Annotated in this window: 23 protein-coding genes and 2 tRNA genes; 5 read left to right on the top strand and 20 right to left on the bottom strand. The window is 44.7% G+C overall.

All coding sequences use genetic code 11. The annotated features are described in order from the left end of the window. Both AB6E78_RS02720 and AB6E78_RS02715 read left to right on the top strand, forming a co-directional pair. Window positions 1–435, top strand: a 435-nt coding sequence (locus AB6E78_RS02720) for a hypothetical protein (protein WP_372153725.1), incomplete at its 5' end; no start/stop codon positions are given. 96 nt (window positions 436–531) lie between these two features. Further along, the gene (locus tag AB6E78_RS02715) at window positions 532–1,245 is read left to right on the top strand and encodes a hypothetical protein (RefSeq protein WP_372132648.1); all 714 of its coding nucleotides are present in this window, start codon (window positions 532–534) and stop codon (window positions 1,243–1,245) included. Here AB6E78_RS02715 and AB6E78_RS02710 read toward each other — a convergent pair. From AB6E78_RS02710 to AB6E78_RS02685, 6 genes are all read right to left on the bottom strand, one after another. Then, complete coding sequence (locus AB6E78_RS02710) at window positions 1,242–2,072, bottom strand: LysR family transcriptional regulator (protein WP_372111982.1); 831 nt, start codon at window positions 2,070–2,072, stop codon at window positions 1,242–1,244. The two genes, AB6E78_RS02715 and AB6E78_RS02710, sit on opposite strands and share 4 nt — an antisense overlap. Before the next feature lie 106 nt (window positions 2,073–2,178). Then, window positions 2,179–3,759, bottom strand: coding sequence for a peptide chain release factor 3 (gene prfC / locus AB6E78_RS02705; RefSeq protein WP_017059244.1), 1,581 nt, complete (start codon window positions 3,757–3,759; stop codon window positions 2,179–2,181). Window positions 3,760–3,931: 172 nt separating this feature from the next. After that, on the bottom strand, window positions 3,932–4,387 hold the full coding sequence (gene rimI / locus AB6E78_RS02700) for a ribosomal protein S18-alanine N-acetyltransferase (protein ID WP_017059243.1): 456 nt from the start codon (window positions 4,385–4,387) through the stop codon (window positions 3,932–3,934). Further along, complete coding sequence (locus tag AB6E78_RS02695) at window positions 4,380–4,778, bottom strand: DNA polymerase III subunit psi (protein WP_132743247.1); 399 nt, start codon at window positions 4,776–4,778, stop codon at window positions 4,380–4,382. The genes rimI and AB6E78_RS02695 overlap by 8 nt, the downstream gene beginning before the upstream one ends. A 136-nt stretch (window positions 4,779–4,914) precedes the next feature. Further along, complete coding sequence (locus AB6E78_RS02690; protein WP_372132651.1) at window positions 4,915–5,418, bottom strand: GNAT family N-acetyltransferase; 504 nt, start codon at window positions 5,416–5,418, stop codon at window positions 4,915–4,917. After that, window positions 5,402–5,929 (bottom strand): SCP2 domain-containing protein, encoded by a 528-nt coding sequence (locus AB6E78_RS02685; protein WP_029235120.1) that lies wholly within the window; start codon window positions 5,927–5,929, stop codon window positions 5,402–5,404. Before AB6E78_RS02685 ends, AB6E78_RS02690 begins: the two co-directional genes overlap by 17 nt. A 258-nt stretch (window positions 5,930–6,187) precedes the next feature. Here AB6E78_RS02685 and AB6E78_RS02680 point away from each other — a divergent pair, with 258 nt between their 5' ends. The 3 genes from AB6E78_RS02680 (at window position 6,188) to AB6E78_RS02665 (ending at window position 10,306) form a co-directional block, all read left to right on the top strand. Next, complete coding sequence (locus tag AB6E78_RS02680; protein WP_372132654.1) at window positions 6,188–8,227, top strand: EAL domain-containing protein; 2,040 nt, start codon at window positions 6,188–6,190, stop codon at window positions 8,225–8,227. A gap of 168 nt (window positions 8,228–8,395) precedes the next feature. Next, window positions 8,396–9,409, top strand: a complete 1,014-nt coding sequence (locus tag AB6E78_RS02670) for a peptidase U32 family protein (RefSeq protein ID WP_017059238.1) — start codon at window positions 8,396–8,398, stop codon at window positions 9,407–9,409. An 18-nt stretch (window positions 9,410–9,427) separates the two neighbouring features. After that, window positions 9,428–10,306: a U32 family peptidase gene (locus AB6E78_RS02665; protein WP_017059237.1), complete on the top strand. Its 879-nt coding sequence runs from the start codon at window positions 9,428–9,430 to the stop codon at window positions 10,304–10,306. 85 nt (window positions 10,307–10,391) lie between these two features. Here AB6E78_RS02665 and AB6E78_RS02660 read toward each other — a convergent pair whose 3' ends face one another. From AB6E78_RS02660 to glmM, 14 genes are all read right to left on the bottom strand, one after another. Then, a complete protein-coding gene (locus AB6E78_RS02660; protein ID WP_017065966.1) occupies window positions 10,392–11,729 on the bottom strand; it encodes an MATE family efflux transporter in 1,338 nt (445 codons plus the stop codon). 89 nt (window positions 11,730–11,818) lie between these two features. Beyond that, window positions 11,819–12,226 (bottom strand): MarR family winged helix-turn-helix transcriptional regulator, encoded by a 408-nt coding sequence (locus AB6E78_RS02655; RefSeq protein ID WP_017056675.1) that lies wholly within the window; start codon window positions 12,224–12,226, stop codon window positions 11,819–11,821. Window positions 12,227–12,386: 160 nt separating this feature from the next. Continuing rightward, a complete protein-coding gene (gene nlpI, locus AB6E78_RS02650; protein WP_017059235.1) occupies window positions 12,387–13,310 on the bottom strand; it encodes a lipoprotein NlpI in 924 nt (307 codons plus the stop codon). A 124-nt stretch (window positions 13,311–13,434) separates the two neighbouring features. After that, window positions 13,435–15,555, bottom strand: coding sequence for a polyribonucleotide nucleotidyltransferase (gene pnp, locus AB6E78_RS02645; RefSeq protein WP_019819855.1), 2,121 nt, complete (start codon window positions 15,553–15,555; stop codon window positions 13,435–13,437). A gap of 378 nt (window positions 15,556–15,933) precedes the next feature. Then, window positions 15,934–16,203 carry a 30S ribosomal protein S15 gene (rpsO, locus tag AB6E78_RS02640; RefSeq protein ID WP_010436144.1) on the bottom strand — a complete coding sequence of 90 codons (270 nt, stop codon included), beginning with the start codon at window positions 16,201–16,203 and terminating at the stop codon, window positions 15,934–15,936. Window positions 16,204–16,416: 213 nt separating this feature from the next. Next, the gene (gene truB, locus AB6E78_RS02635) at window positions 16,417–17,370 is read right to left on the bottom strand and encodes a tRNA pseudouridine(55) synthase TruB (RefSeq protein WP_017059233.1); all 954 of its coding nucleotides are present in this window, start codon (window positions 17,368–17,370) and stop codon (window positions 16,417–16,419) included. Continuing rightward, a complete protein-coding gene (gene rbfA, locus AB6E78_RS02630; protein WP_017059232.1) occupies window positions 17,370–17,783 on the bottom strand; it encodes a 30S ribosome-binding factor RbfA in 414 nt (137 codons plus the stop codon). The genes truB and rbfA overlap by 1 nt, the downstream gene beginning before the upstream one ends. Before the next feature lie 134 nt (window positions 17,784–17,917). Continuing rightward, window positions 17,918–20,608, bottom strand: coding sequence for a translation initiation factor IF-2 (gene infB / locus AB6E78_RS02625; protein ID WP_017059231.1), 2,691 nt, complete (start codon window positions 20,606–20,608; stop codon window positions 17,918–17,920). 22 nt (window positions 20,609–20,630) lie between these two features. Further along, on the bottom strand, window positions 20,631–22,118 hold the full coding sequence (nusA, locus tag AB6E78_RS02620; RefSeq protein ID WP_017059230.1) for a transcription termination factor NusA: 1,488 nt from the start codon (window positions 22,116–22,118) through the stop codon (window positions 20,631–20,633). Window positions 22,119–22,153: 35 nt separating this feature from the next. Further along, window positions 22,154–22,609 carry a ribosome maturation factor RimP gene (gene rimP, locus AB6E78_RS02615; RefSeq protein ID WP_004738265.1) on the bottom strand — a complete coding sequence of 152 codons (456 nt, stop codon included), beginning with the start codon at window positions 22,607–22,609 and terminating at the stop codon, window positions 22,154–22,156. A 234-nt stretch (window positions 22,610–22,843) separates the two neighbouring features. Then, window positions 22,844–22,920 (bottom strand) — tRNA-Met (locus AB6E78_RS02610). Between the two features lie 53 nt (window positions 22,921–22,973). Beyond that, window positions 22,974–23,058: transfer RNA gene (locus AB6E78_RS02605), tRNA-Leu, on the bottom strand. A gap of 16 nt (window positions 23,059–23,074) precedes the next feature. Continuing rightward, complete coding sequence (gene secG, locus AB6E78_RS02600; protein ID WP_017059392.1) at window positions 23,075–23,407, bottom strand: preprotein translocase subunit SecG; 333 nt, start codon at window positions 23,405–23,407, stop codon at window positions 23,075–23,077. Window positions 23,408–23,701: 294 nt separating this feature from the next. Next, the gene (gene glmM / locus AB6E78_RS02595; RefSeq protein WP_193841587.1) at window positions 23,702–25,042 is read right to left on the bottom strand and encodes a phosphoglucosamine mutase; all 1,341 of its coding nucleotides are present in this window, start codon (window positions 25,040–25,042) and stop codon (window positions 23,702–23,704) included. Window positions 25,043–25,054 lie beyond the last annotated feature (12 nt).

The following is a 25,054-nucleotide window of genomic DNA, read 5'->3' as shown; positions in this document are numbered from 1 at the left end:
GGTAAAATGTATGGCTTTGATGGCAAATCTTTTTATCTAGTTTCTGGTGACCGTCCAATTACACCACCAACAGATGAACTCCCTTTAGAACCAACACCTCCAGGTCACGGTCATCACACTGTGTCAGTTGATATTAACGATGGCTATGTTGAAATCACGGTAAATGGCAGATCCCAAACGACTGACTACACAGCAGAGGCTGATGATCGTGGTGTGGTTCACATCAAAGATCGTCATGGAAATATTGTGGGTGAAGGCTACATAGATGAAGTAAATGGAACAGTCACTTTTGGGAACGGTATTGTTGTAAATGACCGAGGTGATGTAACACTTCCTCCAGCGGTTAAAAACAACGTAAAAGACAGAGTGCAATCTATCGACCCAACCAAGCTACAAAAAGCTAAATCAGCAATTCAACAGCGTTTGCGCGGTTAATCTAAAACCAAGTTAAATCCTCTCACCCGATAATAGTGAACGCTATTATCGGGTGTTTTTACTCACTAGCTAAGGAAAGCGATTCGGAATTTGAATATGAAACGCCTTCTATTAATACTTGCTTTGACTTTCCCTTTTTACTCGTCTGCAAATGACACCCTTATTGAATCTATTGAGCGTTTTACAGATATCTTTTCCGTCAGCTTATCTCAAAGCCCAGACAATGATAAGACAGTCGCCACACTTGATATAAACTATCAAATCAATGATAAATTGCGTGTTTTTGGAGAGGTTGATACTCAAGACTATTGGCAAGCAGGGTTGGGATATTCATTCTGGCAAGGGGACACGTACTACACTGAAAACACCGTAAAAGTCAGCGAACATGAGATCACAACAGGCATTTTTGTTGCTAAGTTGATTCATGAAAATTGGACACTGCTTGGCGATATCAACTACAACTATATGGACAGAGATTTCGATGCTTGTCTTCCAAACTTATACATGGAATATAAAACCTCTGACACATTCGATTATAGTGCAGGCGCTCTGTGGAGCCCGATTCAATATGCTGACTTTCTTTACAAATTCAACCAAGAAATCGGATTCAAAAAAGATACCCAAGACTTTTATATTAAAGATGAGACTACTACGAGATCTAGACATATCAGAAATGAAACTAGGACCAACATTCATTATCACGAAGTAGCTGTATTCTTTAACTTGAAGTACGTAAAACCGTCCGTTACCTATACCATATACCCTGAAACCAAAAACTATGTGGAATTCGGTTTAGCCTTCGATTTCTAGCCATTTAATAACTGTTTAAGCTCATCTCGTAACTCTTGATGTTGCCCATTAGTTTGATACTTCTTGTGATAGAAAAACTCAAACTCCACGGGACGCATTGAGAATGGAGGCTCATGAATTTGTAAGCCAATGATTTTTGCTAAATGGATCATGCTAACCGGAACAGCTGCAATATAGTCAGTCCCTTTTACCGCCAATATCAAGTTAGTGATGTTTCTTACTTCGATAGCAACATCACGAGTAAAGCTCTTTTCGGAAAGAAAGTCGACTATTTGAGTATCTTGGCGAAGTAACTTCAAGGTTACATGCCGTGCTTCAAGAAACTCATCCATCGAAATCTTCTCACCAAATTGACTGTTTTCAGGATCACTCATAAGAAGCAATCTATCAGTAGTTGCAAATTCAGACGCTAAACTTGACTGTTTAGGTAAACCAGTATCGACCACTAAATCTACTCGATTGAGTCGGATATCCTCGACAACATTCTCTACAGAAATTGGGGATTCAACTAACTGAACACCATTGAGCATGGGCATTTTGTGGAGCAGATTCGCAGGCATATAAACCGTAAAATCACGCTTTCTTGATACTGCACCTTCCATCAACTCTAAAGCATCAGATAATTGACCAGCCAGTTTGTGAGACATTGACGTTGGTTCTATTGAACGCCCTACTCTTACGAACAACGCATAGCCTACCACCGCTTCAAACCTCTTGATTGCAGCACTAACCGCAGGTTGAGTTAGCTCTAACGATTCAGCAGCTTTGGTTATCGATCTTTGTTGATATACAGAGAGGAATGGCTTTACTAAATTGAGATCAAACACGCTTTACTCCATCAAAACGGTGTACTCTTAGTGTAACAAAAAAGCCGAATGCTAGAAGCAATTCGGCTTTAATATTATCCAACAATGTTATGTAGAACTGTCGCTATTAGTGCTCGCGCGTCGCTCGGAATTGAACTTCAGGGAAACGTTCAGAAGCTAGGTTCAAGTTCACCATAGTTGGTGCGATGTAAGACAGGTTGTCACCGCCATCTAGCGCAAGGTTAGATTGGTTCTTACGTTTGAATTCTTCTAGTTTCTTAGCGTCATCACATTCAACCCAGCGAGCTGTTGCAACGTTAACACCTTCGTAGATAGCTTCTACGTTGTATTCCGCTTTCAAGCGCGCTACAACCACGTCGAACTGAAGGACACCAACCGCACCAACGATCAGGTCGTTGTTCTGCATAGGACGGAATACTTGTACTGCGCCCTCTTCTGAAAGCTGAACTAATCCTTTTAGAAGTTGCTTCTGCTTCAGTGGATCGCGTAGACGGATACGACGGAATAGCTCAGGCGCGAAGTTAGGAATACCAGCGAACTTAAGGCTCTCACCTTGAGTAAAGGTATCACCAATCTGGATAGTACCGTGGTTATGTAGACCGATAATATCACCCGCGTATGCTTTTTCAGCACGTGCACGGTCACCCGCCATAAAGGTTACCGCATCAGAGATACTTACACTCTTGCCTGTACGAACATGGTTCATCTTCATACCTTGGTTGTAAGTACCCGAAACGATACGCATGAATGCGATACGGTCACGGTGTTTAGGGTCCATGTTTGCTTGGATCTTAAATACGAAACCAGAGAACTTCTCTTCTGTCGCTTCAACATCACGCTCGTTCGCTTGACGCGTTTGAGGTGCTGGAGCCCATTTCGTTAGACCATCAAGCATGTGGTCAACACCAAAGTTACCCAATGCAGTACCGAAGTAAACCGGCGTTAGTTCACCCGCTAGGAATAATTCATGGTCAAACTCAGGACAAGCACCGATAACAAGCTCTAGCTCTTCACGTACGCTTTCCGCAAGATCAGCACCTACTGCTTCATCTAGCTCAGGGTTATCTAGACCTTTGATGATACGAACTTCTTGGATCTCGTGGCCGTGGCCAGATTCGTACAAGATCGTTTCGTCACGGTGGATATGGTAAACACCTTTAAACTCTTTACCACAACCGATTGGCCATGAGATTGGAGCACAGGCCATACCTAGCTCGCTTTCCACTTCATCAAGCACTTCCATCGGGTCACGAACATCACGGTCAAGTTTGTTCATAAACGTTACGATTGGAGTATCACGAAGACGTGTTACTTCCATCAGCTTACGAGTACGGTCTTCGACACCTTTAGCAGCATCGATAACCATCAAACAAGAATCAACCGCTGTTAGCGTACGGTACGTATCTTCCGAGAAATCTTCGTGTCCTGGAGTATCGAGTAGGTTTACTAGGCAATCATTGTATGGGAATTGCATTACCGACGTAGTTACCGAGATACCACGTTCTTTTTCCATCTCCATCCAGTCAGATTTAGCGTGCTGGTTAGAGCCACGGCCTTTTACGGTACCCGCTTTTTGAATCGCGTTTCCGAATAAAAGAACTTTTTCAGTAATCGTGGTTTTACCCGCATCCGGGTGAGAGATAATCGCAAACGTTCTACGTTTGCTCACTTCTTGTTGGAAAGACATAGTCGCCCTTTGCTGATCTAAAGCGTAAAAAGGGCAAGTAGATAATACTTGCCCTTGAATTCTGTGTGCGGATTATACAGAAAGCGTATCACTTTCTAAAGGGTCAGTTTACACCCTATTTTTTGGCTAATTTTGTGATTAGCTATCTAGTTAGCGAAAAGACGTAACATGACTAGCTAAAAGACATAAAAAGATAGCTCATAATGATGGCATCTTCGTTGCCTTGTTTAGTTGGATAGTAATTACGACGGCGATCAACTTCGTTGAAGCCTGCCTTTTCGTAAAGATTAAACGCGTTCACATTACTTTCGCGAACTTCCAGCCAAGCGCTTTCAGCATCAGCTTGTTCACATATATCAAGGAAATGTTCAGTTAGTGCCTTACCATAACCTTTGCCTTGCTTGCTTGGGTCTACCGCAATATTAAGCAGCGTCACTTCACCAACAATATTTTGAGCGAAGAAATAGCCCACCACTTGTCCATCAACTTCAAGGACATGATGACAAGCGCCTCGGCTATCAAGATCTCGGATCATATTTTCAGACCAAGGGTGAGAATGCGCGGCCTGCTCTATCTTCCAAATGGCGTCTAGGTGTTGTTGTGAAGTCGGTAAAAATTGATTAGTCATAAGCACAAATTTGTTGCCATAAGTCGCGGCGGTGTTGGTTGTTACCGTTAATGTCAGACAGTAATGGCGATTGAAGTGTTTTAGCCTTCAGCTCTTGAGCCGACTCACAACCCGCAAACCACACCCATTCAACATCACCAAGTTCGATAGAAGATAAGTGTTGAGGCTGAATATGTAAGGCTTGAGATAAGTCGAGCTTGATACTTTTGAGTACTCGCTCAAACATCACAGCGAGATCTTCCTGAGGTTTTTCAGGCGAAACCAACAGCAACTTGCAATCGTTCGAGAGCGGAGTCAATTCAGATTCATAACCTGCTAAACGCTCTGGGTGACTTAGTTCCCATTGGCTAATGCCCATCTCTTGTAGGTATTGCGCGTGTGTTTGTGACATATCTAGCGGTAGTAACCTTAAGTTTATTGGAGCCGAAGCTTATTAGAACTGGGCTGATACTAACAAAAAATAAAGGAGCATCAAGCTCCTTTATTTAGACTAAATCAGTTTGTATCTTATTGCGTGATAAATCAGCTTATAAGTCGTTGAACTCGGAGCTGTAAGCAATCTCACCAGCATGTCCAGCAAACGCACTGTCTACCAACTCAATCGCTTGGAAAGCACCTTCAGGCACATCCCAAACACAACTCAGTCCAAACTCGCTCGCAGCCTTGAAACCAAAGCGGCTGTAATAAGCAGGATCACCCAACACAACGCAAGCTGGGTAACCAAAATCAACCAAAGTGGAAAACGCATCTTCAACTAGAGATTTGGCAATGCCTTGGTTGCGGAATTCTTCTTTCACAGCGAGAGGCGCAAGCCCTTGCCAGTTATGATCGTCGCCATCAAGAGTGATAGGGCTAAACATCAGGTGACCAACCACCTCGCCTTCATCAGAACAAGCCACCAGCGATAGCGTTAAATGGCTATTCTCACGCAAGCTCATAACCAAGTTAGCTTCTGCATCTGTTTCAAAAACAGATTTCAATAAACGATCAATGACAAGTATATCTGCCGGTGCTTCAGTTCGAATAAGCATTCATTACCTCACTTTGTGTATCTGGGGATTGTACTCCCTTCTGCACAAAATCAGCTAATTGATTTAACAAAGTTTTCATAGGAGTCGGCAATAAGTCCAAATCTACGCTATCCATCAAGTTTTTAACTTCTAAACCGAGCTCGGTATCGCCTTCAATAGACAGTCTACGTTGGAAGAAAAGCGTATCTGGGTCTTCTTTACGCCCCGCAATCAACACAAGATCGTTAAGATTGCCGCTAAAGCTTACATCTTCAACCACCTCTTTATCAGCTACAACCAGTTGCTCATTTTTGTAGCTAATACACCAACTTAACCCCATGTCTTTTATTGAGACTTTCAGCCATTTGTCTTCTAAAAACTCAAAGTCACCGTCCTCTAAAGCTTCCTTGAATACATTCTTAAGCGCCTCCAATAAGGCTCTTTTTTGTACTGTTTTAGGCAATAACTGGACTGGAGATCGCAAAATTGATGCGGCATTTTGAACTAGTTGAGTGCGAATCTTGTTTATCACGTGACTTATCCGTAACTTTGTCAATAATATGGAATGCATCATAGATGATGTTGAGATCTCAGTTACTGTTATGTATCAAATTAACTTCTGTTTGATACTCGACCTTTAATATCCTGAAAATCACAGTTATAGTAACTCAGGTAATGAGAATTACAGCGGATCGCTGCACTCACAGGTAAATATCGATAGCCACACAAAAAGTAATAAATATTTATCGATAGTGAATATTCAAGCTCTTGGAGAATTGGTAGTACTTTGATGCCTCCCCAACAACTACAACATTGGTTTACCCAGCTAACTGCAAATAGTCCGTTCTTTTTTGCAGTACTTGATGCTCAACATAACTATTTTATGGTGAATGAGCGTTACTGCGATATTGCTGGTTTGAGTCAAACAGAGCTTGCAGGCATGAATGATCGCCAAACATTGGGCGAACAGTTCTACCAACATCTCAAGCCTTACTATGAGCGTGCATTCAGTGGCGAAACGATTGAGGCCGAAGTCACCCTCAACGAAACAGACCTCGATACCAGCCTTCATTTCAGCCTATCTCCGCTTACCAATGGCAACAAAACCGACTACATCGTCTTTCACGCCTTCGACACATCAGAAAACCAAGTACTTGTCCGTTCTTTAGAAGAATCCGAAGCCAAATTCCACAAACTATCTCAACTACTTCCAGATGGATTACTGCTCGTTGAAAGTGACTACATCTTGTCATCTAACCCAGCAGCAGCGCGCTTGCTTGGCTTTAACTCAACCACAGAGTTAATTGGTGAAGAGTTGGGACGCCTATTTATCGATGAACAAACCAAAACAGTCTTCAATAATAACCTCAGCTCTATTATTTCTGAGTCTGGTTTGGTTTGCTTAACGGGTGCACGATGCGGCTTTGAACGTAAGGTTCAGCTCAACATCGACTCCACCACTGTTCTTGGAAGCAACACTCAGTTGGTGCTTATCCAAGACGCACAAGAAACCGCAAAACAATACACACCGGCAAACAGTGAAGATGCCTACATCGATGCACTGACCAAGCTCTACAACCGAGTTGGGTTTACTAAGCGTCTTGAGCAGTTCATTCACAACGATACGCCGGTGGTGATGCTCTACTTAGACATTGATAACTTCAAGAATATCAATGACTCACTCGGTCATCACATCGGTGACAAGGTGATAAAAGAGGTCGCTTCGCGCCTTAAACGCTTACTGCCTCGTAAGGCCGTGATTGGGCATTTAGGCGGGGATGAGTTTGGTATTATCTTGCCAGAACCTGAACATCAGCGAACACCTGAAATGCTCGCTGAAAAGATCATATCCCTTATCAACCAACCCTTCGATCTTCACCACTTTAGCAAACGCTTATCCTGCTCAATTGGTAGCGTGAGCTTTCCTCAAGATGGGACTGATGCTCGTATCTTGCTGCAAAATGCAGACACAGCAATGTATGAAGCCAAAGATCGTGGTCGCAACCGCCTGATCAAGTTCAACGAACAGATGAACAAAGAAGCGCGCATGCGACTGTGGCTTGAGATAGAGCTACAAAAAGCGCTGCAACAGAATGGACTTGAGGTTTGGTATCAACCAAAAGTGAATGCCCGTGATTTCACCATCAACGGCGCTGAAGCTCTGGTACGTTGGAAGCATCCTGTCGAAGGTTATATCAGTCCTGCTGCGTTCATTCCTGTAGCGGAGCGAGCTGGTCTTATCGAACAACTTGGCCGAGTGGTAATGCGCGAAGTGTTTGCTACGGTTAAACGCTGGAAGATACAAGGTATCCTTCCAGGTCGAGTGGCTATCAACCTTTCACCAGAACAGTTTGGTAACCCAAAGCTGATTGATTACATGGAAAAGCTACTGCGTTCGACCGAGCTTGATCCAAGTGTGATTACGTTCGAGCTAACGGAAAGTGCGGTGATGAGTGATAGTGAACACACACTCCAAATGCTTAACGCCATCAAGAAACTTGGCTTTGCTCTCTCCATTGATGATTTTGGTACAGGTTACTCTTCACTGTCTTACCTTGCTCGCTTCCCAATTGATGAGCTTAAGATAGACCGTGCTTTCATCTCTGATATCGATACCCTACCAAAGCAAATCACCGTAATTGAAAACATCATCAACCTAGGTAAATCTCTCGATTTGACCGTGGTTGCTGAAGGTGTCGAAACCAGTGAGCAAGCGACTCTATTATCGAACCTCAACTGTAGTTCGATTCAAGGCTTCCACTTCTACCGTCCGCAACCAAAACAAGATGTCGAAGAGTTGTTTGCCCAAAACCGCCGTCATAAGAACTAATCAAGTACCTCATATTTAAACCAAGCCAACATGTAAAACGGTCACTCGTCAGTACCTCAAACGGAGTAAAAGCAGATTTATCCATCTAAACCTGCCTTACATCAATTCCGTCATTCACAATTCTTCATAAAATGCTCGCTTCAACTTAATTCTACTGGTAGTGAGCAAATGGAACTCTTATGCCCAGCGGGTAACTTACCTGCTTTGAAAACCGCTATTGATTGTGGTGCGGATGCTGTCTATATCGGATTCAAAGACGATACCAATGCCCGACACTTTGCAGGCCTAAACTTTGCGGGTAAAAAGCTCGATCGTGCTGTGCAGTATGTGCATGACCACAACAAGAAAATTCATGTTGCCCTAAATACGTTTGCTCACCCAAATGGCTTCGACCGTTGGACTAATGCCGTAGACAACGCCGCTGCTCTGGGTGTTGATGCGCTGATCATCGCAGACATCGCGGTGCTTGAGTACGCAGCAAATAAGTATCCAGATCTAGAACTGCACCTATCAGTGCAAGCATCTGCGACCAATGCGGCGGCTATCGACTTCTACCATAAAAACTTCAACGTTAAGCGTGTCGTACTACCGCGTGTGTTGTCGATTCATCAGGTCAAACAGCTTTCTCGTAACATCACTTCTGACGTTGACCTTGAAGTATTCGCTTTTGGTAGCTTGTGCATCATGGCAGAAGGCCGTTGCTACCTCTCTTCATACATGACAGGCGAATCACCAAATACTGTTGGTGCTTGTTCTCCGGCGAAATACGTTCGCTGGCAAGAAACAGAAACTGGCCTCGAATCTCGCTTGAACGAAATCCTTATCGATAAATATGAAGCAGGTGAAAACGCAGGTTACCCAACGCTGTGTAAAGGCCGCTTTGAAGCAGATATCGATGGTGAACGTAAGCGCTATCACGCACTTGAAGAGCCAACCAGCCTCAACACGCTATCCATGTTGCCTGAGCTTTTCGCGGCGAACGTTGCCTCAGTGAAGATTGAAGGTCGCCAACGCAGCCCGGCTTATGTTGAACAAGTCACTCGTACGTGGCGTGCAGCTATCGATCGCTACTTAGCGAACCCAGAACAATACCAAGTGGAACAAGCTTGGAATGCGACACTGGCGAATGTATCGGAAGGTACACAAACCACGCTTGGCGCTTATCACCGTAAATGGCAATAGAGCCAAATGGAGAACTCAATGAAATACGCATTAGGCCCTCTACTTTATTTTTGGCCAAAACAAGACGTTGAAAGCTTCTATGAGCAAGCGAAATCAAGCTCTGCCGATATCATCTACCTAGGTGAAGCGGTGTGTTCAAAGCGTCGTGAGATGAAAGCGAAACACTGGATGGACATTGCTAAAGAGCTGTCTGCTTCAGGTAAGCAAGTCGTACTTTCCACCATGGCATTGCTAGAAGCACCAAGCGAAGTCAACATCATGAAGAAGTACATCGATAACGGTGACTTTGCGATCGAAGCCAATGATGTGTCTGCAATTCAACTGGCCAGCGAAAGCAAAGTACCTTTCGTGGTTGGCCCGGCAGTAAACACCTACAACGCACGCACCCTGAACCTATTCTTGAAACAAGGCATGACGCGTTGGTGTATGCCGGTTGAGCTTTCTCGCGAATGGCTAAGCAACGTAATGACCCAGTGCGAAGAGCTAAATATTCGTAACAAGTTCGAAGTTGAAGTGTTTAGCCACGGCTACCTGCCGCTTGCTTACTCAGCACGCTGCTTTACCGCTCGCGCTGAAAACAAAGCTAAAGACGATTGCGAAACCTGCTGTATCAAGTACCCAACAGGGCTACAAGTAGAAAGCCAAGAAGGCCAATCAGTCTTCAACCTTAACGGTATTCAGACGCAATCAGGCTACTGCTACAACCTAGTCAACGATTTGCCAAATATGCACGACTTGGTTGATGTGGTTCGTTTAAGCCCACTCGGCATCGATACCTTCTCTGAAATCAATAACTTCAGAGCGAACGAGCAAGGTCAAAAACCGATGAAGATTGAAAGCCGCCAATGTAATGGTTACTGGCATCAGCTTGCAGGTTTAGACGTTAAGAACATCTAGTTCCTCGCATTGGACTAACCAGCAACAGATACAAAAAAGGTCTAGCGTTCGCTAGACCTTTTTAATGCGACTTAAGAAACACGGCCTATGCCGTCGCGGTTTCCATCGGTGAGGCATCGAGCTTCTTTAAGTCTTTGTAGAGCATTACCATCACCACCACACTTAGTGCGATGTTAGACAGTGGGTACGCAATCCAGATCCCCGGCACACCATACAACTTAGGCATAATGTACAAGAACGGTAGTTGGATAAGCATATTACCTATAGTCACAAACATCGCCTTGCTGCCCTTGTTCACCGCTTGATAGTAAGCAGCTGCGACTACCAAGAAGCCATCCAGCGCCAGTGCAAACATGTGAAGGCGAATACCCAACACGGTGTACTCAACCAACTGAGGTTCGTCTGAGTTAAATACTGATACAAACTCACGTGGGAACGCATTGAGAAGCAGCACGAACGCCACACCAATCAATACCGAACTCATCATCGCAATCTTAAGTAGCTTGCGGATGTTTGCTTGGTTACGCGCACCATGGTTGTAGCTCACCAATGGTTGCATGCCGTTGGCGATACCTTCAGCCGTGAGATAATAAACCGTCACGATGTAGCCCAAAATCGCGTAAGCACCGATCATCAACTGGTCGCCATATTGAGAGAACAACGCATTGTGCAACGCCACCATCATCGAACCATAAGCGTACATAAAGAAGCTTGATGTACCAATGGCGAAGATTTGTGGAATCACATCCAGCTTCAATCTCAACTCATTCCAACGTAAACGTAGGTTTGCTCGACGCGAGAAGAAGTAAGCCAAGCCGAGAGCCGTTACTACAAACTGGGCAATCGCTGTTGCTAATGCTGCACCCATCAACTCCCAGCCATAGAGAGCGATAAACAGGTAATCGAGCACGATATTAATCACCGCACCAACGATCATCAGTATCGTCGCTAAGTTCGGACTGTCATCGTTACGCAGTAGAAACGGCATCGCGATCGAACCTAGCGTGAAGACACTAGCACCAATCAGAATGTGTAAGTACTGCAGACCAAGTTCATACACTCGCCCTTCAGCGCCCTGCCAAAGCAAGAAGTTATCAGCAAACAAGAACAGCAATGCAGAGACAATAGGCGTTATCGCTAACAACAAGGTTAAGCCCGTTGCTAAGATCTGCTTAGCGCCTTGAGTATCTTTTTCACCTTGGCGAATCGAGACAAGCGCACCTGTGCCCACACCCACCAACATACCAATACCAAGAATCGAACCAATCACAGGCCACGCAACATTGATACCTGCAAGTCCATCAGCCCCCACATAGCGGCCAATGAAGATGCCATCCACCACTTGGTACAGGCCATTAACCAACATGGCCGCCACGGTAGGGATTGTGTATCGCCAAAATTGACGACTAATTGAGTTACTCATTTCTTACTCTACTTTCATTTGTGAGTCGCATATCAACAAGATATGACTCGAAAAATTAGTTAACAAGGCTAACTAAATATCTAAATTATTTACTTTAAAGCTTTATTTAATAATAGGTTTAACTGCTGAGATTCTTGCTCAGACAAACGGCTTTCCAGTATCTGTGCCATGACCTGATAGATCTTACTTTCTTCTTCCAAGCCGACTTCCGCTTTGCTGGTCAGTACGACCAACTTAGACCTCGCATCTTCGAGCGAAGCTTTACGCTCAACGAGACCTTTTCTCTCTAACCTTTGAACCATAGTAGTTGCTGAAGGCTTGGTTACTTGCATTTCAATCGCCAGATCTGTCAATCGGATCGGTTCAGGAGAGGCTTGAATGACCTTCAAATAGTCATATTCATTGAAGCTCAATTGGCAAATAGGATCTTCATTTACCTGAGTGCGCCATATCTTAGAGGCGAAGCGCTCAATCTTTTCTAAATTCTGGTTCAGCATACTCACCTAATCAAAGAATGGCATTTAGTTAGCAAGACTAACTATTTTAGTGTTGTTTAAATAAAAAGCAATCAAAACGAGATGAAGATCATAAAAAAGGAGCATAAAAAAACCGCTGACAGTTCACAGGCAGCGGCTTTTCGGAATCAAAATGTGTTGCTTACTTAGCGTTAGCTTCTTCTTCGGCCTCAGCCAGCTTAACTTGCGCTAAGTGCTCAGCTTTAAGTGTGGTGAAGATACGGCTTAACTCTAAGAAAGAGTAACGATGTTCTACGTATTCATACACGTTAAAAGAAACCGCTAACTTGTACAAAGAGATAGCATTCGCGTAATCACCATTCATATGGTAACGCTTAGCAAGGTAGAAGTACGTCTCTGTTAGACGCTGCGCAAGTAACGTGTTGTCACGAGTACCGGTTAAGATCGCCTTGAAAGCCTGCTCTTCAGTAATGTCATCAAGCATAATCGCGACTAATACCCAACCCCACTGCTCATCACGGCTCTCGTAACGTTTTTGCAAATCAAGCTTAGCCTGCTCTGGCGTCAGCTCATGCTGAATGATGTACAACCACAGAGCGCGAAACGGATCGCTAGGATCGTCGGCATAGTGCTTCATCATCTCTTCATTGGCTAAGTCGTAACGCTCGCCATAGTAAAGCGCGATAGAGCGGTTCCTTTCTGCGTAAGAGTTTGCAGGATCAAGCTCTAACGTAGAATCAAAAGATTCATAAGCCGCATCAAACTCCCCTACCTGCGTAAAGTAAACACCCAAAAGATTGAAGATATCAGGTTGAGCAGGGTTCAATGAAAGAGATTGGTTGAAGTCGAGACGCGCGAGATCACGCAGGCCAACACTGTCGTAGTAGTTACCACGTTCAAACAGCATCTTAGCTCGAACTTCATCGTTCAAATCTGGGCGCTGTAATAACTGACTAAGACGTGCAATTTGAACTTCTTGCTGAACGCTTGGTTGCAGTGGCACAGCCATCGGTGGATAAACCCAACTTGAGGTGTTATCTGATGTTGTCGCACAACCTGTTAGTACAAGCAGTAAACACATACTCGCGGTTTGAAACCATTTCACAAATAATTACTCCTGTTATGACCGCAATAAAAAAGGGGAGCGATATGCTCCCCTTTATAACATGCTTTGTTGACGATAGGTTAGAAATCACTAAAAAGCGATATCACCATCGACACACTGAGAATTACTCAGCAGCAGGTGCTTCGCCTTCAGCTGGCGTTTCAACTGCTTCTTTCATGCTTAGACGTACACGGCCTTGACGGTCAATTTCAAGAACCTTAACAGGAACTTCTTGACCTTCAGTTAGGTAGTCAGACACTTTCTCAACGCGCTTGTCAGCGATTTGAGAGATGTGTACTAGACCATCTTTACCTGGAAGGATAGTAACGAATGCACCGAAGTCAGCTAGACGAGCAACTTTACCTTGGTAAATGCGGCCAACTTCAACTTCAGCTGTGATCTCTTCGATACGACGGATAGCTTCTTTAGCAGCTGCGCCTTCAGTAGCAGCAATCTTGATTGTGCCATCGTCTTCGATTTCAATTGTAGTACCCGTTTCTTCACAAAGAGCACGGATAACTGCGCCGCCTTTACCGATAACATCTTTGATCTTATCAGAGCTGATTTTCATTGTGTGGATACGTGGAGCGAATTCAGAGATATCTTCACGAGCACCAGAGATAGCTTCATCCATTACAGAAAGGATGTGCTTACGTGCACCTTGCGCTTGGTTAAGTGCAATTTGCATGATCTCTTTAGTGATACCTTCAATCTTGATGTCCATTTGAAGTGCAGTGATACCAGCGTTAGTACCTGCTACTTTAAAGTCCATGTCACCTAGGTGATCTTCGTCGCCAAGGATGTCAGAAAGAACAACGAAATCGTCGCCTTCTTTAACAAGACCCATTGCGATACCCGCAACAGAAGCTTTGATTGGAACACCAGCATCCATAAGAGCTAGAGATGTACCACATACAGAAGCCATTGAAGAAGAACCGTTAGATTCTGTGATTTCCGATACAACACGAACTGTGTATGGGAATTCTTCAACAGAAGGCATTACTGCTTGGATACCACGTTTAGCAAGCTTACCGTGACCAATTTCACGACGCTTAGGAGAACCAACGAAACCAGTTTCACCTACACAGTATGGAGGGAAGTTGTAGTGTAGAAGGAAGTTGTCTTTCTTCTCACCCATTAGGCTGTCAATGATTTGAGCATCACGTTGTGTGCCAAGCGTTGCAGTAACAAGTGCTTGAGTTTCACCACGAGTGAATAGAGAAGAACCGTGTGTACGTGGAAGAACACCAGTACGTACGTCTAGCGCACGAACCATGTCTTTTTCACGGCCATCGATACGTGGGTTGCCAGCGATGATGCGGCTACGTACTACGTTTTTCTCTAGAGAACCAAGCATGCCGCGGATTTCGCGCTCATCTAGGTTTTCGTCTTGTGCAATTAGAGCTTCAACAACGTCGTTCTTGATTGCGCCAACTTGCTCGTAACGAGCCATTTTCTCAGTGATCTGGTACGCGTCAGATAGACGAGTTTCAGCAAGTTCAGCAACTTGAGCTTTAAGCTCAGTGTTAACTGCTGGTGCTTCCCAGTTCCAAGATGGAGTTGCAACTTCAGCAGCAAACTCGTTGATTGCTTTGATTACAACTTGTTGTTGGTCGTGACCGTAAACAACAGCTGAAAGCATTTCTTCTTCAGATAGGTTATCTGCTTCAGATTCAACCATAAGTACTGCGCCTTCTGTACCAGACACTACTAGGTCTAGTTTAGAGTTTTCAAGCTCAGTATTTGATGGGTTAAGAACAAGTTCGCCGTCGATGTGACCAACACGTGCAGCACCGATAGGACCATTGAATGGAGCACCAGAGATAGCAAGCGCAGCAGATGTTGCGATCATAGTGATCATGTCTGGGTTTACGTCAGGGTTGATAGAAACAACCGTAGCGATAACTTGAACTTCGTTTTTAAACGCACTTGGGAAAAGTGGACGAATTGGACGGTCAATCAGACGAGCTGTTAGTGTTTCGCCTTCAGATGGACGACCTTCACGCTTGAAGAAACCACCAGGGATTTTACCCGCAGCGTATGTACGCTCTTGGTAGTTTACTGTTAGTGGGAAGAAGTCTTGACCTGCAACTGCTTCTTTCTTAGCAACAACAGAAACGAATACTGAAGTATCGTCCATAGTCGCCATTACAGCAGCAGTAGCTTGACGTGCAATTACGCCCGTTTCTAGAGTAACGGTGTGGTTACCGTACTGGAACGATTTTACAACTGGTTTTTCAAACATTGTATATCCTTAGCTCTAAAGTCAGACTTTAGATTAAGTGAATAATGACTCAAGACATTACCAATCGCGACTAGTGAAAAGGGACTTAGGATGGTGACTCTTTGTATGTGTTCATACGCCGAATTAAGACCAAATCCGCCTTTGAATAGTCGCGACCTATTGGCCGACATCTGTGACTGTAATCTCTTGAGAGGTTGATTGCCAAACGCTGAAAACGCTATAGGCGGGCGTAGTATAAACTATTTTTATTAGGAGATATATTTCCTATCAGAAAAAGCCAGATGATATTCTGAGCATCCAGCCTAGCATTTTCTTACAGGCACAAAAAAAGGAGCATAAATGCTCCTTTTCTTCAAACTGTCTTTGCAGACATCGCTATTAGCGACGTAGGCCTAGACGCTTGATTAGGTCTTGGTAACGAGCAAGGTTTTTGCCTTTCAAGTAATCAAGAAGCTTACGACGGCTAGAAACCATACGTAGTAGACCACGACGGCTGTGGTGATCGTGTTTGTGCGCTTTGAAGTGACCTTGTAGGTGGTTGATAGAAGCAGTAAGTAGTGCTACTTGTACTTCTGGTGAACCTGTGTCGCCTTCAGATTGTGCGTATTCTGCAACGATTGCTGCTTTAGTTTCTGCATTCAGAGACATAATTCTCTCCTGATAAGAGTAAGTTTATATTTGTAGCAGCCAATCTCTGATTCAGCCGCTACGCGAGCCGAGGATTATAGGGAAGTTTGTCAGTTGGTGCAATAACAATCGAACCCATTAAAAACGAAAAAAGCGAACCACCTAAATTAGGCGTTCGCTTTCTATCTTATTTGCTCGCTTTTCACGACTCAGCGCTAAGATCCGATGTAAGCGCTACGCTTGTGGCTCTTCATCTCTGAAAACAACCAAACGCTTCGGTGCAACTCGGCCATCTTCAGCAATCTGAGCTACGCCGACAAACAGCTTCTCTTCGCCACTTGTCATACGAACCGTGCCTTCAGTTGGCGCACCAGCAACCTGAACTGGCATACCGTGCTGAACTAGGTCAGTCAGTTCCGCGTTCAGGTTTACTTCTGGTAAGTCTTCAACGGCAGTGTCCATTGGCATCAGCAGTGGATCAAGCAGCTCTTTCGGTGCAATTTCTTGCGCCTGTGCTTGCTCTAGGATCTCGTTTAACTGCTCCAAAGTCACCATACGCTCGTATGGGTACTTTGCGACACCTGTACGACGAAGCATGGTCACGTGAGCACCACAACCTAGCATTTCACCAAGGTCGTCGGTAATTGTGCGGATGTATGTGCCTTTCGAACAGTGCACTTCCATTTCAACTTCATCACCTTCAAAGCGAAGCAGTTCAATAGAGTACACAGTGATCTTACGAGACTCACGAGGAACCTCGATACCTGCACGTGCGTATTCGTACAAAGGCTTACCTTGATACTTCAATGCCGAAAACATTGATGGTATCTGATCGGTTTCACCCTTGAAGCTCGCAATGCAACGTTCAAGCTGTTCTTGAGTCACGTTAACATCACGTGTCTCTACCACTTCACCATCAGAGTCAGAGGTATTGGTACGCTCACCAAGCTTAGCGATAACAACGTAGCGCTTATCAGAATCTAGAAGAAACTGAGAGAACTTCGTTGCTTCACCAAGACAAATTGGCAGCATGCCAGTCGCAAGAGGATCCAGAGCACCGGTGTGCCCTGCCTTCTCTGCAAAGTAAATACGCTTTACTTTTTGCAGTGCATCATTAGACGAAATGCCAGTCGGCTTATCTAATAGAATTACCCCGTTGATAGGGCGACCTTTACGACGGCGAGCCATTACTCTTCGCCCTTAGACTGAGCTTCGTCAGTGCGGCCAGCTTCTTCTTGCTTACGCTTATCATCGTTCAGAACTTCACTTACTAGGTTAGACATACGCATGCCTTCTACTAGTGTGTTGTCGTAAGTAAAACGAACTTCAGGCGTTAGACGGTGGCGAATACGCTTACCAAGAGCCATACGAACTGGCACTTCATGCTCTTTAAGAGCTTTAAGGCATGATTCCGGTGTTTGCTCACCAACACATAGGAAAGTCACGAACACTTTTGCGTAAGCAAGGTCACGAGACACTTCTACGTCTGAGATAGTTACCATACCAATACGTGAGTCACGAACTTCACGTTGTAGGATAAGCGCAAGCTCTTTTTGAAGCTGCTGAGACACACGTTGTGTGCGGCTAAATTCTTTTGACATTTTCTTTTCTCACTTAGAAAGATGGGGGGCTTGGTAATAACCAGCCCCCCATGGTGTATTCAACAACCGATTACTTATTACCTTTACTAGTAATGTTAGTAACCTTAGTCAATATGTCGAGTCGTACAGACTGATTAGTCTAGAGTACGTTTAACCTCAACGATTTCGAATACTTCGATCTGGTCACCAACGCGAACGTCGTTGTAGTTCTTAACGCCGACACCACACTCGTAACCGTTCTTAACTTCTTGAACGTCATCTTTAAAGCGACGAAGTGACTCTAGTTCACCTTCGTAGATAACAACGTTTTCACGAAGTACACGGATTGGGTTGCTACGCTTAATCGTACCTTCAGTCACGATACAACCAGCGATTGCACCAAGTTTAGGCGACTTAAATACGTCACGAACTTGTGCAAGACCAATGATCTCTTGACGGAATTCAGGAGCAAGCATACCGCCCATCGCCTGTTTAACTTCGTCAATTAGTTGGTAAATGATTGAGTAGTAACGTAGATCTAGGTTTTCGTTCTGAACCGTGTTACGCGCAGTTGCGTCAGCACGAACGTTGAAACCAAGGATGATAGCGTTAGAAGCTGCAGCAAGCGTTGCATCAGTTTCAGTAATACCACCAACACCAGAACCTACGATGTTCACTTTCACTTCGTCAGTTGACAGTTTCAGTAGAGAGTCAGCAATCGCTTCTACAGAACCTTGAACGTCAGCTTTAAGTACCACGTTAAGCTCAGCAACTTCGCCAGCCGTCATGTTCGCGAACATGTTCTCTAGTTTCGCTTTTTGTTGGCGAGCTAGTTTAACATCACGGAATTTACCTTGACGGTAGTTCGCAACTTCACGTGCTTTACGCTCATCACGTACAACAGTCGCTTCATCGCCTGACGAAGGAACACCAGAAAGACCTAGAATTTCTACAGGAATAGATGGACCTGCAGTTTCGATGTCTTTACCGTTTTCATCACGCATTGCACGAACACGGCCGTACTCTTGACCACAAAGAACGATATCGCCTTTGTTTAGAGTACCAGACTGTACTAGTACTGTTGCAACTGGACCACGACCTTTATCAAGACGAGATTCAACAACAACACCAGACGCCATGCCTTCTTTAACCGCTGTAAGTTCAAGAACTTCAGACTGAAGAAGGATAGCTTCTAGAAGACCATCGATGTTTGTACCCTGTTTTGCAGAGATGTGAACGAAGATGTTCTCACCGCCCCATTCTTCAGGGATAACGTCGTATTGAGCTAGCTCATTCTTAACGTTGTCTGGGTTTGCACCCTCTTTATCGATCTTGTTCACAGCAACAATCAGAGGAACGCCTGCCGCTTTCGCGTGCTGGATTGCTTCGATTGTTTGTGGCATTACGCCATCGTCTGCTGCAACTACAAGTACAACGATATCTGTCGCTTGAGCACCACGAGCACGCATAGCGGTAAACGCCGCGTGTCCAGGAGTATCAAGGAAAGTGATCATGCCGTTGTCTGTATCTACGTGGTAAGCACCAATGTGCTGCGTGATACCGCCAGCTTCCCCAGAAGCAACGTGTGCTTTACGAATGTAGTCAAGTGTTGAAGTTTTACCGTGGTCAACGTGACCCATGATAGTAACAACAGGAGCACGACCTTCAGCGATAGCATCGCTATCACGGTCAGCTAGTACTGCTTCTTCAAGTTCGTTTTCTTTACGTAGGATTACCTTGTGACCCATTTCTTCAGCAACAAGTTGTGCTGTTTCTTGGTCGATCACTTGGTTGATAGTCGCCATAGCGCCCATCTTCATCATTACTTTGATAACTTCAGTTGCTTTAACTGACATTTTGCTAGCCAGTTCAGAAACAACGATAGTTTCGCCGATAGCAACGTCAGATTTAGCAACAGTTGCTGACTTATCGAAGCCTTGCTGCATTGAAGTTGGTTTAGCAAGCTTACCTTTACCGCCACGACCACGTTGGTTACGACCACCACGGTTGTTTGCAGGTTGGTTAGCAGGAGCTGCTTTCTTCTTGCGACGACGAGGTGCTTTCTCATCTTTCTTATCTGCCGCATCTTCAGCTTCACGAGCGTAAGTAGAAGTAGTCACATGGTAATCCGCAGATTTCTCTTGCTCTTTCTTCTTCTTCTCTTCTTCAGACCAACGTTCTTGGTTCTCTTCTGCTAACTTACGAGCTTCTTCAACAAGCTTAGCTGCTTCAGCTTCTGCTTTACGAGTTGCTTCTAGCTCTTGACGAGCTTTAAGTTCATCCGCTTCTTTTTTCGCTTGTGCGTTAGCGTCTGCATTTTTTGAATTCATGTCTTTTTTAGCCTTTTCAGCTTGTGCGCGTTGAGCCTTCTCTTCAGCTTCACGTTTTGCATCCGCTTCACGTGTTACTTTTTCTTCGGCTTCGCGCTGTGCTTTCTCTGCAGCATCACGTTTCGCTTGCTCTTCAGCATCGCGTTGTGCTTTCTCTTCCGCTTCACGATTAGCTACTTCCTCAGCTTCACGTTTCGCTTCATCTTCAATAGTGCTGCGCTTCACGTAAGTACGCTTTTTACGTACCTCTACTTGAACATCCTTACTCTTACCGCCTCCAGCGGCAACACTTAGCGTGCTGCGGGTCTTGCGTTGAAGAGTTAAACGAGTCGGTTCTGTTTCGCCTGAAGTATCGCCGTGCTCCTTTTTAAGGTGCGTTAGCAATGTTTGCTTCTCTGAATCAGTCACTTGATCCGACCCTGCTTTCTTCATGCCTGCATCAGCAAGTTGTTCAATTAAGCGGTCAACTGGCGTACCAATCTCTTCACTCAGTGCTTTAACTGTTAATTGTGTCATACCGCTTTCTCTCCTTGCTGAATTATTCTTCGTCGCCGAACCAACAGATGTTACGCGCAGCCATAATTAGCTCGCCTGCACGCTCTGCAGTTAGGTCTTCGATGCCTTCTAGTTCATCAACGCCTTGGTCAGCTAGGTCTTCCAGTGTCGCAACGCCTTTTGCTGCTAGCTTGTAAGCCATTTCACGCTCAAGACCTTCAAGTGCAAGTAAGTCTTCAGCAGGCTCAACACCGTCGAAAGTTTCTTCTTTCGCTAGCGCTAGAGTAGTCAGTGCGTCTTTTGCGCGGTTACGTAGTTCTTCAACGATACCTTCGTCTAGACCGTCTACTTCAAGAAGCTCGTTCACAGGAACGTATGCTACTTCTTCAAGCGTAGAGAAGCCTTCTTCAACAAGCATTTGAGCAAAGTCTTCTTCAATGTCTAGGTGCTTCATGAAGTTTTCAATAGAAGCAACTGCTTCTTCTTGGTGCTTCTTCTCAAGATCAGCAACAGTCATTACGTTCAGTTCCCAACCAGTAAGTTGAGACGCTAGACGTACGTTTTGACCGCTACGGCCAATCGCTTGTGCTAGGTTATCCGCTTCAACAGCGATATCCATAGAGTGTGCGTCTTCATCAACGATGATTGAAGCAACATCAGCAGGAGCCATTGCGTTGATTACGAATTGAGCCGGGTTATCATCCCAAAGAACGATATCAATACGCTCACCACCAAGATCGTTAGAAACAGCTTGTACACGTGCGCCACGCATACCAACACACGCACCAACTGGGTCAATACGTTTGTCGTTTGTTTTCACAGCGATTTTAGCACGAGAACCAGCGTCACGTGCAGCACCTTTAAGTTCAATTAGCTCTTCACCAATCTCAGGCACTTCAACACGGAATAGTTCAGCTAGCATTTCTGGCTTCGAACGAGTAACGAAAAGCTGGAAACCACGAGCTTCTGGTTTAACTGCGTAAAGAAGACCACGAACACGGTCACCTGGACGGAAGTTTTCACGAGGAAGTTGGTCATCACGAAGGATTACCGCTTCAGCGTTGTTACCTAGGTCTAGAATAATAGTGTCACGGTTAACTTTCTTAACTGCGCCAGTTACTAGCTCGCCTTCGTTATCGATGAACTGCTCAACGATTTGAGCGCGTTCAGCTTCACGTACTTTCTGTACGATAACTTGCTTAGCCGTTTGAGTCGTAATACGGTCAAACGTTACTGATTCGATATCATCTTCAATGAAACCGCCAAGTTCGATCTCTGGGTCATCGTACTTTGCAGCTTCAATAGAGATTTCTTTTGTTGGGAATTCAACTTCCTCAACAGCTTCCCAACGACGGAAAGTTTCGAAATCACCCGTTTTACGGTCAATTTCAACACGAACTTCAATTTCTAGTTCGCTTTTCTTTTTTGTTGCCGTTGCAAGCGCGATTTCAAGCGCTTCAAAAATACGCTCACGAGGAACTGCTTTCTCATTTGAAACAGCTTCTACTACCGCCAAAATTTCTTTGTTCATTAATCTAGCCTCTTAAGCTCTTCTCTCTAGGAGAACTAAAATTTAGGGATCAGGTTAGCTTTCGCAATATTGCTCAGGACGAATTCTTCTTCTTGTCCTTCAACCAATACTTTCACTGTCTCGCCTTCGATAGATTGGATATCACCTTTCCATTTACGACGGTTGCCGACAGCCATTTTCAAAACGATGCTTACCTCGTGACCAATAAATTGTTGGTAATGCTCTGCTTTGAACAGTGGTCTCTCTAAACCTGGTGAAGACACTTCAAGGTTATAAGCCACTGAAATTGGATCTTCAACGTCCATTACGGCACTTACTTGGTGGCTAACTTCAGCGCAATCATCTACATTGATACCGTTTGGTGAATCGATGTAAATACGTAGCGTTGAGTGCTCACCAGCACGAATAAATTCTAATCCAACTAACTCATAACCTGATGCTGCTACTGGAGCGTCAAGCATTTCAGTAAGTTGTCTTTCTAAACCAGTCATTTAACCACTCCAGAAACAAAAAAAGGGCTCAAAGCCCAATTTAAATTCCAAGCAAACATTATCTAAATACATTTACAAATGCTTAGATAACAAAAAACCCCGTATAAGCCGGGGTTTTTGTTGCTGGACCCTTATATGTTAAGTGCCATCACATTCGATATCGCACCTAACTCACAGTGAGGTTCACACTGTGCAAACTTGCTACCAATACAAGCTATATAATAGCATTGAAATTGGTTGCGGGAGCCGGATTTGAACCGACGACCTTCGGGTTATGAGCCCGACGAGCTACCAAACTGCTCCATCCCGCGTCCGACTTGCGAGCATTATACGCCCAACAAGATGTTTTACAAGTTTGTAAACATGGTGCCGAGAGAGGGACTCGAACCCTCACACCCTAAGGCACTAGCACCTCATGCTAGCGTGTCTACCAATTTCACCATCTCGGCATCAAATCTTTACAGATTATTGTGGAATTTCGTCGCCTTGCGCCGGAACTTCACTCACTGCATCATCAGCTTGTTGAATCACCTGACCTTGGGTCGGGTCAATCCATTGTGACTCAGTTTTATGTGTAGACATATTACCAAGCACTAAGCTAAGGATAAAAAATGTAGTTGCAAAAATTGCAGTCATTCGGGTAAGGAAATTTCCTGAGCCACCAGCACCAAACACAGTGTTTGAAGCGCCAGCACCGAAAGAGGCTCCCATATCTGCGCCTTTACCTTGTTGAATCAACACTAGGCCAATTACACCAAGCGCTGCCAACAGGTAAATCACAAGTAGAACTGTAAACATTTTTCCACCTATGTTCCTAATTGTTGAGCCAGCGCCGTTCAAAAAACTATTTTTAAGAACAAGGCTAGCGACCTCCTAACTGAAGGCCGAGCAATACTAGCGAATGCGACGATGGCTGACAAGGAGAATTTGCTAAAAAATAAGCCTTTACCAAGTGAATGGTCAAAAAAAGGTCAAAAGCGACACAAAACTCATTTATGTCTCTTTTGACCGTTATATCTTTTGACCGTGATATAAGTCAACCACTTCTAATCACAAGCGCTATTCGCTGCGCCAGCTAAGTAAAAGGTTAAATTAGCAGTTTGCTTTTACTGCATCTGCAATCTTAAGCGCTGATGCTTGAACAAGCTCTGCATCTTCGCCTTCAACCATGACACGCAGTAGTGGCTCGGTACCAGACTTGCGTAATAGTACACGGCCTTTCTCGCCAAGCTCTGCTTCTACTTCAACAACCGCTGCTTTTACCGCTTCGGCTTCTAGTGGGTTTGAATCTCCGCTGAAACGAACGTTTTCTAGAACTTGAGGGTACAACGTCATGCCCTGAGACAACTCATTCAGTGTCATTTCGCTATCAACAACTGAAGCCAAAACTTGCAGAGCAGCAACGATAGCATCACCCGTCGTCACTTTATCTAGTAGGATAACGTGCCCCGAGTTTTCAGCGCCGATCTTCCAGCCTTTAGCAAGAAGCTGTTCCATTACGTAACGGTCACCAACAGCAGCACGTACAAACGGAATACCTAACTGCTTAAGGCCATTTTCCATACCAAGGTTGGTCATTAGTGTACCAACAACGCCACCTTTCAACTCACCGCGACGCAGTGCATCACGAGCAATGATGTAAGCGATTTGATCGCCATCAACTTTGTTACCTAGCTCGTCAACCATGATGATACGGTCACCATCACCATCAAAGCCAAGACCTAATGCCGCTTTTTCTTCAAGCACTTTTGCTTGCAGAGCACGTACATCCGTCGCACCGACTTCGTGGTTGATATTAGTACCGTTTGGCTCAACACCAATCGCAATAACTTCAGCACCCAGCTCTTTAAATACGGCAGGAGCTATGTGGTAAGTCGCACCATGTGCACAATCGACAACAATTTTCATTCCTGCAAGCGTCATCTGATTTGGGAATGTGCTCTTACAGAACTCGATGTAACGGCCAGCCGCATCGTTCAAACGTACTGCTTTACCAAGCTCAAATGAATCAACACATTCGATGTCTTTATCCAATTCAGCTTCAATTGCCAACTCGATATCGTCCGGCAGTTTTGTTCCCTCAGAAGAGAAGAACTTGATACCGTTATCGTAGTATGGGTTGTGTGATGCAGAGATAACGATCCCTGCTTCAGCGCGGAAGGTTTGAGTTAGGTAAGCCACAGCAGGTGTTGGCATTGGGCCAGTAAACGTAGCCTGAAGACCAGCAGCAGCAAGGCCAGCTTCTAGCGCTGACTCAAGCATGTAACCAGAGATACGAGTATCTTTACCAATGATGACTTTCTTTGTGCCTTGCTTCGCAAGAACACGACCCGCAGCCCAGCCAAGCTTCAGAACAAAATCAGGTGTAATCGGGTACTGGCCTACTTTGCCACGTACACCATCTGTGCCGAAGTAACGTCTCTTATCAGACATATTGATTTTCCT

Source organism: Vibrio sp. 10N.247.310.98 (assembly GCF_041467395.1).
GTDB classification, from domain to species: domain Bacteria; phylum Pseudomonadota; class Gammaproteobacteria; order Enterobacterales; family Vibrionaceae; genus Vibrio; species Vibrio crassostreae_C.
The sequence above is the reverse complement of the archived record's forward strand: the minus strand, read 5'-3'. Positions and strand labels throughout refer to the sequence as shown.